The organism is Brachybacterium sp., from assembly GCF_036379615.1.
Classification (GTDB): Bacteria; Actinomycetota; Actinomycetes; order Actinomycetales; family Dermabacteraceae; genus Brachybacterium.
In genome coordinates, this window is sequence record NZ_DASVGJ010000073.1 from 45,899 (window position 1) to 58,214 (window position 12,316).

Genomic DNA, 12,316 nt, shown 5'->3' on the forward strand with positions numbered 1-12,316 from the left:
CTCGGCGACGTCGTGCGGGGCTCACCGCTCGTGCAGCTGCCCCTCCTCGACGTGCCAGCGACGGTCGATCCGCACCGTCTCCAGCATCCTTCGGTCATGGGTGACCAGCAGCAGCGTGCCCTCGTAGCTCTCCAACGCCTGTTCGAGCTGCTCGATCGCGGGAAGGTCCAGATGGTTGGTGGGCTCGTCGAGCACCAGCAGGTTCACGCCGCGGGCCTGCAGCAGTGCGAGGGCGGCGCGGGTCCGCTCCCCCGGCGACAGCTCCGCGGCGGGACGGCCCACGTGCTCCGCCCTCAGCCCGAACTTCGCCAGCAGGGTGCGGAGATCCGCCGGGGTCATCTCCGGGAGCTGCGCCTGGACGGCCTCGGCGAGCGAGGCGGGGCCGGTGAACAGTGAGCGGGCCTGGTCGATCTCGCCGATCTGCACGCTCGCACCGAGAGCAGCCGTGCCCTCGTCCACCGGTCGGTGTCCCAGCAGCGCTCGCAGCAGAGTCGACTTCCCGGCTCCGTTGGGCCCGGTGATGCCGATCCGCTCCCCCGCACTGACCTGCACCGAGATCGGTCCGAGCGTGAACTCGCCCTGCCTCACCACGGCCGACGAGAGCGTGCTGACCACTGTGCTCGAGCGCGGCGCGGACCCGATGGAGAACTGCAGCTGCCACTCCTTGCGCGGCTCCTCGACCTCGTCGAGCCGAGCGATGCGGCTCTCCATCTGACGTACCTTGCGGGCCTGCTTCTCGCTCGACTCCGACTGCGCCCGACGTCGGACCTTGTCGTTGTCCGGGGACTTCCTCAGCGCGTTGCGCACACCCTGGCTGGACCACTCGCGCTGGGTACGGGCCCGGGAGACGAGATCCGCCTTCGTCGCAGCGAACTGGTCGTACTGCTCGCGGGCATGGCGGCGCAGCGTCGCCCGCTCCTCGAGGAAGGCGTCGTATCCGCCGCCGTAGAGGCGGTGGGAGTTCTGGGCGAGGTCCAGCTCGAGCACCCCGGTGACACAGCGGGACAGGAACTCACGATCGTGACTGACCAGCATTGCTCCCCCGCGCAGGCCCTGGACGAAGGCCTCGAGCCGCTGGAGCCCGTCGAGGTCGAGATCGTTGGTGGGCTCGTCCAGCAGCACCAGGTCGAAACGGCTCAGCAGCAGCGCGGCGAGCCCGACCCGCGCCGCCTGCCCGCCGGAGAGGGACGTCATCATCGTCCCGTCGATCTCGTGCGCGGCGACGGGCAGCCCGAGCTCGGCGAGCACCACCGGGATCCGCTCCTCCAGGTCCGCCGCGCCGCTGACGAGCCAGCGCTCCAGGGCTGCGGCGTAGACGTCGGCCGGATCCGGACCGCCGCGCGGAGCGGGATGCTCGAGGGCGGCCGCGGCGGCATCCATCTCCGCGGTGGCCTGTGCGCAGCCGGTGCGTCGGGCGATGTGCGCCGCGACGCTCTCGCCGGGGCGACGTTCGTGCTCCTGGGGAAGCCAGCCCACGAAGGCATCCGGCGGAGTGAGGGAGACGGTTCCCTTCTGCGGAGCGATGACCCCGGCCAGCAGTCGCAGCAGCGTGGACTTGCCGGCACCGTTGGCGCCCACCACACCGATCACGTCGCCGGGCGCGACAGTGAGGTCGAGACCCTCGAAGAGCGTGCGGTGGCCGTACCCGCCGCTGAGTGCGTGGGCGACGAGAGTGGCGGTCATCCGCACAGTGTCCCATCGGGGACCGGACGCTCAGCGCGCCTCCGGCCGCGGGGCCCTGGCCTGGCCGACGCCCTCGGCTGGCCCGGCCGCGGGATCCTCATCCTCGGTGTCCAGCACCACTCCGCGACGGATCGAGATCGTCACCGCCACGGCGATCGCGGCGAGAGCCGTTGCGGCGATCAGGTAGCGCAGCGGGTTCGCCTCGCCGCTGAGCGCGCTCATCCCCACCACGGCGGGGGCGATCAGCACGGCGACCAGGTTCATCACCTTGATCAGCGGGTTGATCGAGGGACCGGCGGTGTCCTTGAACGGGTCGCCGACGGTGTCGCCGATGATGGTCGCCTCGTGGGCGAGGGAGCCCTTGCCACCGTGGTGGCCGTCCTCGACGATCTTCTTGGCGTTGTCCCAGGCCCCGCCCGAGTTCGCGAGCATGACGGCCATCAGCACGCCGGTGGCGATGGCCCCGGCGAGATAGCCGGCGAGGGCGGGTGCGCCGAGGCCGAAGCCAACGGCGATGGGCGCGGCGACCGCGAGCAGGCCCGGGGTGGCGAGCTCCCGCAGCGAGTCGCGGGTGACGATGTCGACCACCTTCCCGTACTCGGGCTTCGCGGTGCCCTCCATGATCCCGGCGATCTCGCGGAACTGCCGGCGCACCTCGTACACGACGGCGCCGGCGGCTCGACCCACGGCGCTGATCGCGAGGCCGGAGAACAGGAACACCACGGCACCGCCGATGATCACGCCGACGAGGGTCTGGGGGGCGAAGACGACGGACTGGTCCAGGAAGTCCTGATAGCGCTCGCCCAGCACGTCGCGGATCGAGTCGGTGTAGGAGCCGAACAGAGCGGTCGCGGCCAGCACGGCGGTGGCGATCGCGATGCCCTTGGTGATGGCCTTGGTGGTGTTGCCGACGGCGTCGAGCTCGGTGAGCACCTGAGCGCCCTCGCCGTCCACATCGCCGCTCATCTCGGCGATGCCCTGGGCATTGTCGGTGACCGGACCGAAGGTGTCCATCGCGACGATCACGCCGACGGTGGTGAGCAGGCCGCAGCCGGCGAGTGCGATCGCGAACAGGCCGGCGATGCCGGAGCCGCCGAGCAGGAAGGCGCCGAACACGGCGCCGGCGATCACCAGGGCGGTGAACACCGCGGATTCCAGGCCGAGGGAGAAGCCGGAGAGCACCACGGTCGCGGCGCCCGTGCGGGAGGTGGCGGCGACCTGGCGCACGGGCCGGTCCTCGGTGCTGGTGTAGTAGCCGGTGAGGTAGAGGATCAGCACGCCGAGGGCGATGCCGATCGCGACGGCGCCGGCGGCGATGATCCGGGGATCGTCGATCACGGCGCTCGAGTCCTCGATCCCGAGCTCGGCGAAGCTGCCGGGCAGGTAGACGAAGGCTGCCACGGTGCACAGCACCGCGGAGATCACGGCGGAGTACAGGAACGATCGACGGATCGTGGTCAGAGCGCTCTGGCCGTCCTTGGGGGTGGTGAGGTAGATGCCGATCAGGGCGGTGAGCACGCCGATCGCGGGAACGATCAGGGGGAAGACCATGCCCGCCTCGCCGAAGGCGGCTCGGCCGAGGATCAGGGCGGCCACCAGGGTCACCGCATAGGACTCGAAGAGATCCGCCGCCATGCCGGCGCAGTCGCCCACGTTGTCGCCCACGTTGTCCGCGATGGTCGCGGCGTTGCGGGGATCGTCCTCGGGGATGTTCTGCTCGACCTTCCCCACCAGGTCGGCGCCCACGTCGGCCGCCTTGGTGAAGATCCCGCCGCCGACGCGCATGAACATCGCGACCATCGCGGCACCGAAGCCGAAGCCCTCGAGCACCAGGGCGGCGTCGCCCCCGAAGATCAGCACCACGGCTCCCGCCCCCAGCAGGCCGAAGCCGATCGTCGCCAAGCCCACGCACGCGCCGGTGCGCACCGCGATCAGCATCGCAGGGTCCCGTCCCACCTCGTGCGCAGCAGCGGCGACCCGCACGTTCGCGCGGACCGCGAGCCACATCCCGAGGTAGCCGATCAGGCCGGAGAACCCGGCCCCCACCAGGAAGGCGACCGAGCGGGCGGCGCGCAGCAGCATGCCCTCGGTGCCCGTGGCCCCGTGGGTGGGGAGCAGCAGGAGCAGCACGAAGGCGATGGCGGCGAAGACGGCGAGGGTGCGCAGCTGCCGGCGAAGGTATGCCGCAGCACCCTCCTGCACGGCGCCGGCGACCTCGTTCATGGCCTCGGTCCCGGTGCGGGCTCGCAGCACCTCGGTGCGGAATCTCAGCGCCATCGCGATCGCGATCAGGGCGATCACCACGATCACCGCGACCGTGGCGAGACTCGCCCCGGAGAGTGAGATGGATTCCGGTGTCATGAGGTCCTCCGCACGTCGTCGTGGGTCTGAAGACCGGCATCACGGATGCACTGTGTGGCAGCGCGCATGCCTGATTCTGGAACCTTAGCCGCGATCCGCGCCCGGGATCACCCGTTCCGGCAAGTCGCGGAAGGAGCAAGGCGGAGCCGGAGGGGGTCTCGTCGGTCCGCTCAGGAGTTGAGTCGTTCCGGAGCGGAACGTGTCCGCGCAGCCGAGAGTCAGCACGGGCAGTGCAGGGTCGCGCTGGATGGCGTCACGAGCTTCTCGGTGTCGAGCTCCGCCCTCGGCTCCCTGGGTGGGAGGCGCGGAGGTCGAGGAAGAACACGCGCTCGACGAAGTGCCACCGCTCGCGCGGTCCGGTGCGGAGCTCGTGCTCCAAGGGTTCTGACCAGGGCTGGTCGGTGAACTCGCCGAAGGGGTCGAGGTGAGTCGGGTCAAGCTGGGCGAACTGGCTCTCGAAGATGGTCCCGATCTCGTCGATCACGGTGCCGACGGTCTGCTCGGCATCGGGCGGCGTGGGCGCGGCCCGTTCGGTCCCGGTCAGCGACTCCGTCTCTGTCGGTGACTCGGTCTGCGCGACCTGGGACTCGGCGGTATGGGCGTCGGCGACCTGACGATCCGCCTCGGCCTGTCGCCTCTCGGTGAGGTACCGGGCGGCGGCTCGGCGAGTTTCGTCGACACCGGCCTTGTGCTGGCGGGCCAGTTCCTGCTGCCGCCGCCGGGCGGTGCCGACGGGGTCGAAGTTGACCCCACCCCGCCGAGAGGTCTGCCCGTATCGGGTGGTCCACTCCACGCTGCGGCGGATCCCGTGCTCATCGGTGATGACCCGGGCACGCTGACCTGCGTGCTCCTTCTGATTATCCGCCGCGCACAACCCGTTGCCGTTGGCATAGTGGGTCTTCCCGCCCTGGGACCAGGGGATGATGTGGTCGATCTGCCGGATCGGGGCATCACAGTGCGGTGCCCGGCAGGTCTGATGCGCATACCGGATCAGCTTCGCCAGCGCGGGCGGGAACTGGCGGGATCGGGACTCGAGCGCCACCACCTGGCCATCCTCCTGGTCCAGGAACACCTTCCGCAAGGTCAGCGCCAGGTCAGGATCCTCCCCCGCCTCGGCAGCTTCGAGAGTCATCAGCATCTCCTGGCGAACATGCTCGTAGGGAACACTGCCGTAGCCCTCGATCGTGGCGGCGTCTGCATGGTTCGGTGCCAACAGCGACCGATCCGTGACCAGCACTCCGATCTCCAACGTCGAGGGGTCGATCCCCTCGCCTCGCCCGATCAGGGCGTCGATGAACTGATCGGCCATGATCTGCTGATGCCCCCGCCGATCCCCACCTGCCCGGGCCTTCTCCGCCGCCAGCGAGAGGCCCTTGCGGATCCGAGCCGCGTCCAGGGCCGTCACCTTCGCGGTGACCGTCGCCATCCCATGCCGACCCCGATGCACGGTGACGTTCCGCTCGCCCTTCGCCTTCTCATGCCGGGCCGCGGCACCGGCGGGGTCCAGACCGTGCAGCACGCGCTCAGCCTCATCGCCCCACTGCCCCGGACCACAGCCCTCGAGGTCACCGAGGTGACTGGTGAGGATCTCATCGACCCGTGCCCGCTGCTCCGAACTGGCCGGACCCATCGTCTTGCCGACCTGGTGCGCCGAGGCGGGCGCCGTCCGCCCTTGAGCGAGAGCGGTCAGCATCCCCGGCATCGACTGCACCAGGCGCCGCGAGGAGGACATGGTCTGGCCCGCGGCAGACTTCGAGATCCTCAGCGCCTCACCCGTCTCGGCCCGCGCGATCATCAGCGCCTGCTGCGCCGTCTCCCCACGCTCCCGGCTCTCCTGCTTCACCGCGCGCTCCAGATGGACCAGCGCCCGCGCCTGCACCGCCGCGACCGCACTGGCCAGCCTCTGCAGCCTCCGCAGCAGAGTGATCGACTCCTGCGCCGACAACCTCTCCAACGACCGCGACCCCTGCGCCCCCAGCTCCGCCAGCGCGATCCGGGCCCGCTCGATGTCGACCTCTCCCAGGAAGAGCTCCTCGTCATTCACCGCGATCACGACGTCGCCGACCGACGGCCCGCACGTCGCCGCTCCATCGGCCGACGGCCCGTTCGTCGCGGCATCGTCGACTGCAGGCTCCCCCTCGAACCGCGCGGCATCGTCCCTGCGGGAGCCGTCGTCGGCTCCCGGGAACTCTGCACGCTCGCCGTTCGAATCGAATGTCATGCATTCATTGTCCCACGAGGCAGCCCTCCACGAAAGGGTTAGACCGATATTACTTAGCCGTAGCATTAACTTGTGGATAACTCGCCGCGGTGTAGGAAACGTTGCATGACCGGTACGGACAGCGCGAGCAATACATCGTACTAGCGCCCCGCAATTGCAAGTGGGCGCATCGCAAGAGAGCATGAGAGATGAATCGAACGGACATTCCCACAATCACAGGATTCACTCAGGCGGTCGATCCGCGGTCGTCCGGTGCGTGGTCGTGCCTGGGAGGCTATCGACACGCTCCGACACCCGAGGCCCGCGCACCGGCCTTCCCCACCCCTGGCCTCCCCGGCGACCCTGGCGTAGGTTGTCTGCACCGATCCCCCGCGGGGTCCGGCCCGCGGCCGACCACAGGAGGGCACCATGGCAGGTCACGTCTACAGCATCACCGAGATCGTCGGCACCTCACCGGAGAGCAGCGACGACGCGATCAAGAACGCCATCGCCGAGGCGTCGAAGACGCTGCGGAACCTCGACTGGTTCGAGGTCACCTCGATCCGCGGCCACCTCGAGGACGGCTACGTCGCCGACTGGCAGGCGACGCTCAAGATCGGCTTCCGTCACGAGCGCTGAGCTCGCGGGGCTCGGGGCCGTCAGTCGCGCGACGACGCGACCCCGAGCGTGTCGGCGTGCTCGCTGATCACCCGCGCGAGGTCGACATCGCGACTGGTGATACCGCCGACGTCATGGCTGGTCAGAGTCGCGGTGACCTCGGGATAGGTGAGGGTGAGGTCCGGGTGATGATTCGCCGCCTCGGCGGCGTCGCCGATGCGGTTGATCAGATCGAGACCGGTCACGAAGTCGCCCGTGGCGAAGCGCACGGTGAGGGTCTCGCCGTCCTGGCGCCAGCCGGTGAGCGCGGCGTCGGAGATCTCGGCAGGGGTGAGGGTCTTCCTGGGATCAGCCATGCCTCCATCGTGCCCCTGTCCGCACCGCACGGCTACCCCGTCCGGCGGTCCTAGAACGCACGCGCGCCTGTCCCCCTGCGGTGACCAGCCCCGTCGCAGCGACCGGTGGTGCCAGAGATCCGTCCAGTCACCAGAACGCGCCGCCGCCTCCCCCATCCGCCACACTGGAGGCATGAACGATCTGCAGGTGGCCCCCGGGCCGGGCGCGCCGCGGGGCCTGCGGGTGCCCGCCTCGGAGCTCCTCGAACAGTTCTCGCACTCCTCCGGTCCGGGCGGGCAGGGCGTCAACACCACCGACTCCCGCGTCCAGCTGAGTCTGGATCTGGCCACCACCACCGCGCTCGACGAGGTCCAGCGCGATCGGGTCATCTCCCGACTGTCGACGAAGCTCGCCGGCACCGTCCTGACCATCACCGCCACCGAGCAGCGCTCCCAGCGGCAGAACCGTCGGGCGGCGCGTGAGCGTCTCGCCACGCTGCTGCGCGAGGCCGTGGCCCCGCCGGTGGTGCGCCGGGCGACCCGCCCCACCAAGGGGTCGAAGCGGCGGCGGCTCGAGGCCAAGCGCCGTCGGGCGGGCCTGAAGCAGAGCCGCCGCGCACCCGGCACGGAGTGAGCGCGATGCAGCACCCCTGCCGCGTCACGATGCGGTGACCCGCGATCTCCGCCTCGAGAATCCGTGTGCAGCGGGTCCGCGATCCCGTTGATCCCGATCCCGCGGTTCGCAGCGTCGGTGCCCCGAGGGTCCCCCGTCGCCTAGATTGACCTCATGCTCCGCAACCTCCTCGCCCGCGCCTACTGGGCTCTCAGCCCCTGGACGCTCGTCACGGAGCCCGCCCCGCGGCGTCCCTCCGTCCTCCTCGGTGCCCCGCACACCTCCAACTGGGACTTCGTGCTCATGCTGGCCATCGCGTGGCGGCTGCGGATCCCGCTGCGCTGGCTGGGCAAGCACACCCTGTTCACGTCCTGGCGCGGCCCGTTCATGCGCGCCCTGGGAGGGATCCCGGTGGATCGTTCGGCCCCGAGCCGGGTGGTCGACGAGGTGGTGGCCCGAGTGCACAAGGGCGAGGTGTTCGGCCTGGTCGTCACGCCCGACGGGACGCGCGGTGCGCACAGCCACTGGAAGTCCGGATTCCATCGGATCGCCCGCGCCACGGGGATGCCGGTGGTGCTCGGCTACGTGGACCGCACTACGATGACGACAGGTCTGGGGCCCAGCCTCGAGATGACCGACGAGATCGGCGCCGACATGGACCGCATCCGGGCGTTCTACGCCGACAAGTCCGGGTACCACCCCTCCGAGCGGGTCGAGCCGCGTCTGCGCGAAGAGGGCATGGGGACCGACTCCTCGTCCGAGCCCACCCCCTGAGACGCGCGGAGGGCGGCCCGGGCTCGGCACGTCCCCTGCCGTGCACGCGTGTCCTCCTCCTGGCCCGGACCTGCGTCCTCTAGCGTGAGCCTGTGCCCCAGCCCACACAGCCGCCTCGTCCGCTCCAGCTCACGCGCCGAGGCCGGCTGGTCCGCTCAGGGCTGGTGCTCCTGCTCGCACTGGTGCTGATCCTGGCTCTGGTCTCCCTGCTGCGAGCGCTCGGCGGGAACGAGTCGGAGCCGCCGGCGCCAGCCGCCCCCACCTCCCCCGCGCCGAGCGACGGAGGCACCTCGGACGGCGGCGGCGCCTCCGACGGCGGCGGCGCCTCGGACACTGCCGGCGAGTCGGCCGACGGCGACCAGGAGGCGCTGTCCAGCCCCACGCCAGAGGCCGAGACCGGCTCTGGAGACGCCGCCACCGAGGATGACGGGTTCGTGCGCACGGGCACCGACGGCGAGGGGACCTGGACAGTCGCCGCCGCGGAGGAGCCGCACCACGGGTCCGAGGCAGGTTCTGGTGACGACGAGGAGACGGAGCGGGCCACCCGGACGTACGCGGTCCGGGTCGAGGACGGCATCGGGATCGACGCCGAGGAGGCCGCCGCCGAGATCGCGACAGTGCTCGCCGATCCCCGCGGCTGGCAGGACCTCGAGGGGGTGAGCTTCCGACGGGTGGCGGAGCCGGCAGATGCCGAGTTCACGATCTCGGTGGGTTCGCCGCCGACGGTCGACGAGCTCTGCCTCCCGGCACGGACCGGCGGGCTGTGGAGCTGCCGCATCGGCGGCGACGTCGCCCTGAACTCGGATCGCTGGCTGCACGCCACCCCCACCTATGAGGACCTCACCGAGTACCGCGCCTACATGATCAATCACGAGGTGGGGCACTTCCTCGGGCATGGCCATGCCCCGTGCGGCGGCGAGGACGAGCCGGCACCGGTCATGCTCCAGCAGTCGATGGACCTCGCCGGCTGCACGCCCAATGCGTGGCCCGCGACCGGTGCGACGGGCTGAGGTCCGGGCTCTACCGCAGCAGCCTCGAGAGCAGGCGGTGCGCCGTGCGGCGTCCCACCCGTCGGCTCACGGCGCCGGGGCCCTGTTGTGCGGCGCGGACGTCACCGCGCACCCGTCGTGCGCGCAGCAGCCAGTTCAGCATGAGGTCCTCCTGATCGTCGGGTCCCCCGACCGTACCCTCCCGCCGTGTTCTCCCGCCGGAGTGCCGGCCCCTGCTGCCGTCGCGACGTTGTGATGGTTCCAGCGCACGCCGCACCGCCCTCCGATCGCACACCGCACCGCCCTCCGATCGACAGTGCACAGGCCCGCTCCTGATCAGCCCCTGCGCCATCTCGGCTTCCTCACCATCGGGCTCTTCGATCCCGAGGATCCCGCCGCAGGGCATGAGTCGACCCTCCAGATCATCGAGCTCCAGGGCCTGGTGGTGATCCCCACCGACTCCGCGACCGACGAGCAGGAGCAGCGATACCGCGCCCACGTCGAGGAGCGTCTGCCGCGCACCAGCTGAGGTCACCGCATGCCTGCTGGCTCGTCGCGTGCCTGCTGGCTCGTCGCCCGGCCCGCTGCCGCACGGCAGCTCCCCCTTCCGCCCTCGAGGGCGCGGGTGCAGGATGTCCCCAGGACCACCGTGCAGACCTGTCTCTGGTTCGACGGCCGTCTCGACGAGGCCGCCGAGTTCTACCTCTCGCTCCTGCCGGGGTCGAGGATCCTTCATCGCAGCGTGTACGAGGAGGGCAGCGGCCCCCCGGACGGCCCCGACATGACCGGCCAGGCCCTCACGATCGACCTCGAGCTCGCGGGAGTGCCGTACACCCTCCTCAACGGCGGTCCGCAGTTCCCGCTGTCCGAGGCGGTCTCGATCGTGGTCACCGTCGACTCGCAGCAGGAGATCGACCGGCTGTGGGAGGCGATCGTCGGCAGCGGCGGCCGCGAGTCGCAGTGCGGATGGTGCTCGGACCGTTTCGGGCTGTCCTGGCAGATCGTGCCGCGCCGGCTGAACGAGCTGCTCGCCGGTCCGTCTGCGGAGCCGGTCATGAAGGAGATGATGCAGCAGGTGAAGCTGGACATCGCCCGGTTGGAGGCGGCTGCGCGCTGAGTCGGTTCGCGCGCCGGAGGCGAGAGGAGTCGTCGAGATGGAGGGGCAGCAGCGAGGGGATCACCCTGAGACAGCACGCCGCCGTGCCGCCCGGATCCGGGAGCGCCGGGAGGAGGTGCGCGCACAGCTGGAGGGCCTCGAAGCGGAGCTGACGGCGCTGCGCGCCACCCGTGAGGGGCTCAGCGACGACGACGAGCACGACCCCGATGGGGTGCCGCTCTCGGCGCAATGGGATCGGTTGGAGGGGCTGAAGCAGGCGAAGCTCGCTGCGCTCGAGCAGGCGGGAGTCCGTTCCCGCAGCGGACTGGACGGACGGTGCGAGGTGTGCGGGCGCCCCATCGCCCCGGCCCGGCTCGCGGTGCGACCGGAGTCGACCACGTGCATCGACTGCGCGGCCTGATTCCGCAGGGCGGATTTCTCGGCACTCCCGAGGCGCGCTCTGCGTCGGCCCCGAGCTCGCGGCCCCCGACCCGCGCGGCCCTGACCCCGCGGCCCCCGAACCTCGCGATCCGCGAGCCTCGCGACCCGCGACCCGCGACCCTCGCGTCAGGCCTGCGTCATGTCCTGGGCGAGCATCACCAGGATCCCGCTGGGACCGCGCAGGTAGGTGAGGCGATAGATCCCTTGGTAGTCGGCGACCCCGCGCAGCGGATGGCAGTCGTGCCGGGCCGCGATCTCGAGCGCGGCGTCGAGATCGTCGACCTGGAAGGCGACCCGGTGCATGCCGATCTCGTGGGGCAGGGTCGGGGTGGTCTCGAGCGCTTCGGGGTGGAGGTACTCGAACAGCTCCAGCCGGCCGTGACCATCGGGGGTTTGCAGCAGCGCGATCTTCGCGTGGTTCCCGTCCAGTCCGACGGCGGTGTCGGCCCAGTCCCCGCGCACGGTGTCCCGGCCGAGGACGCTCAGTCCCAGGTCGGTGAAGAACTCGATGGCGACTTCGAGGTCACGGACCGCGATGCCGACGTTCTCGAGGGTGATCGCCATGGGCGTCACCGTATCTCGCTGTGCGCCTCCGGGGCCAGGGTCTCGGGACCGCGACGGGCGCGATGGTCCCAGTCCACGATCAGTCGCAGGAACAGCCCACCCGCGATCAGCCCACCCACCAGATCCGTCACCCAATGCCAACCGATCAGGAACGACACCGTCACAGAATTGACGCTGATCAGCACCACCACCCACCGCAGCACCCGCACCAGACGCTCCGAGGCACCGGTGTAGTGCGCGATCAGATAGACCGCAGCCCCATAGATCAGCACCGCCTCCGCAGCATGCCCCGACGGGAAGCTGATCCCCTTCGACCCCATCTCGAAGAACCCCGCCTCGAAGAACCGCGGATCCCGCTCATAGGTCACACCACGCGCCGACAGCACCTTGATCGACCCCACACCCACCAGGAACCCCAGCTCCGCCAACCCAGCGATCAGCAACGGCCGCCACGACCTCCGACGCCGAGCGATCACCACCGCCACCCCCATCAGCACCGGAAGACACACCGCCTGACCCGCGATCGGATCCAGCACGTTCTGCGCGAACGGCAGCAACGACGGCTCGATCCGATACAGCCAGCGCTTCGCCAGGAACAGATCCAGCTCCTGGAACGGCCCGGCAGCCACCACCGTCACGACG

At 70.5% G+C, this 12,316-nt stretch carries 13 protein-coding genes and 1 pseudogene; 7 read left to right on the plus strand and 7 right to left on the minus strand.

The annotated features are described in order from the left end of the window. Nucleotides 1-21: 21 nt before the first annotated feature. The 3 genes from VF289_RS17535 to VF289_RS17545 form a co-directional block, all read right to left on the minus strand. Nucleotides 22-1,683 carry an ABC-F family ATP-binding cassette domain-containing protein gene (locus VF289_RS17535; RefSeq protein ID WP_330885411.1) on the minus strand — a complete coding sequence of 554 codons (1,662 nt, stop codon included), beginning with the start codon at nt 1,681-1,683 and terminating at the stop codon, nt 22-24. A 30-nt stretch (nt 1,684-1,713) separates the two neighbouring features. Then, complete coding sequence (locus VF289_RS17540) at nt 1,714-4,044, minus strand: sodium-translocating pyrophosphatase (protein ID WP_330885412.1); 2,331 nt, start codon at nt 4,042-4,044, stop codon at nt 1,714-1,716. Between the two features lie 253 nt (nt 4,045-4,297). Beyond that, nucleotides 4,298-6,265 (minus strand): HNH endonuclease signature motif containing protein, encoded by a 1,968-nt coding sequence (locus VF289_RS17545; RefSeq protein WP_330885413.1) that lies wholly within the window; start codon nt 6,263-6,265, stop codon nt 4,298-4,300. Between the two features lie 408 nt (nt 6,266-6,673). Here VF289_RS17545 and VF289_RS17550 point away from each other — a divergent pair, with 408 nt between their 5' ends. Then, nucleotides 6,674-6,883: a dodecin gene (locus VF289_RS17550; RefSeq protein ID WP_330885415.1), complete on the plus strand. Its 210-nt coding sequence runs from the start codon at nt 6,674-6,676 to the stop codon at nt 6,881-6,883. 20 nt (nt 6,884-6,903) lie between these two features. On the opposite strand, the gene VF289_RS17555 is transcribed toward VF289_RS17550, so the two are convergent. Continuing rightward, on the minus strand, nt 6,904-7,218 hold the full coding sequence (locus VF289_RS17555; RefSeq protein WP_330885417.1) for a 4a-hydroxytetrahydrobiopterin dehydratase: 315 nt from the start codon (nt 7,216-7,218) through the stop codon (nt 6,904-6,906). 172 nt (nt 7,219-7,390) lie between these two features. Here VF289_RS17555 and arfB point away from each other — a divergent pair, with 172 nt between their 5' ends. The 3 genes from arfB (at nt 7,391) to VF289_RS17570 (ending at nt 9,594) form a co-directional block, all read left to right on the plus strand. Further along, on the plus strand, nt 7,391-7,831 hold the full coding sequence (gene arfB, locus VF289_RS17560) for an alternative ribosome rescue aminoacyl-tRNA hydrolase ArfB (protein ID WP_330885419.1): 441 nt from the start codon (nt 7,391-7,393) through the stop codon (nt 7,829-7,831). Between the two features lie 153 nt (nt 7,832-7,984). Then, the gene (locus tag VF289_RS17565) at nt 7,985-8,584 is read left to right on the plus strand and encodes a 1-acyl-sn-glycerol-3-phosphate acyltransferase (RefSeq protein ID WP_330885421.1); all 600 of its coding nucleotides are present in this window, start codon (nt 7,985-7,987) and stop codon (nt 8,582-8,584) included. A gap of 92 nt (nt 8,585-8,676) precedes the next feature. Then, nucleotides 8,677-9,594, plus strand: a complete 918-nt coding sequence (locus VF289_RS17570; protein ID WP_330885422.1) for a DUF3152 domain-containing protein — start codon at nt 8,677-8,679, stop codon at nt 9,592-9,594. Between the two features lie 10 nt (nt 9,595-9,604). Here VF289_RS17570 and VF289_RS17575 read toward each other — a convergent pair whose 3' ends face one another. Then, on the minus strand, nt 9,605-9,736 hold the full coding sequence (locus VF289_RS17575) for a hypothetical protein (RefSeq protein WP_330885425.1): 132 nt from the start codon (nt 9,734-9,736) through the stop codon (nt 9,605-9,607). Nucleotides 9,737-9,889: 153 nt separating this feature from the next. Between VF289_RS17575 and VF289_RS17580 the strand changes: the two are divergent. The 3 genes and pseudogenes from VF289_RS17580 to VF289_RS17590 all read left to right on the plus strand — a co-directional run. Beyond that, nucleotides 9,890-10,006, plus strand: a pseudogene (locus tag VF289_RS17580) (LLM class flavin-dependent oxidoreductase); the annotation flags it as partial. Between the two features lie 216 nt (nt 10,007-10,222). Further along, nucleotides 10,223-10,690, plus strand: coding sequence for a VOC family protein (locus VF289_RS17585; protein ID WP_330885427.1), 468 nt, complete (start codon nt 10,223-10,225; stop codon nt 10,688-10,690). A 37-nt stretch (nt 10,691-10,727) separates the two neighbouring features. Beyond that, on the plus strand, nt 10,728-11,090 hold the full coding sequence (locus tag VF289_RS17590; RefSeq protein ID WP_330885429.1) for a TraR/DksA family transcriptional regulator: 363 nt from the start codon (nt 10,728-10,730) through the stop codon (nt 11,088-11,090). A gap of 146 nt (nt 11,091-11,236) precedes the next feature. Here the strand turns inward: VF289_RS17590 and VF289_RS17595 are convergent, their stop codons facing one another. Together VF289_RS17595 and VF289_RS17600 are read right to left on the minus strand one after the other, a co-directional pair. Further along, on the minus strand, nt 11,237-11,674 hold the full coding sequence (locus VF289_RS17595; protein ID WP_330885430.1) for a VOC family protein: 438 nt from the start codon (nt 11,672-11,674) through the stop codon (nt 11,237-11,239). Between the two features lie 5 nt (nt 11,675-11,679). Continuing rightward, nucleotides 11,680-12,316 (minus strand): phosphatase PAP2 family protein (locus VF289_RS17600; protein ID WP_330885432.1); only part of this gene is annotated, 637 nt, incomplete at its 5' end.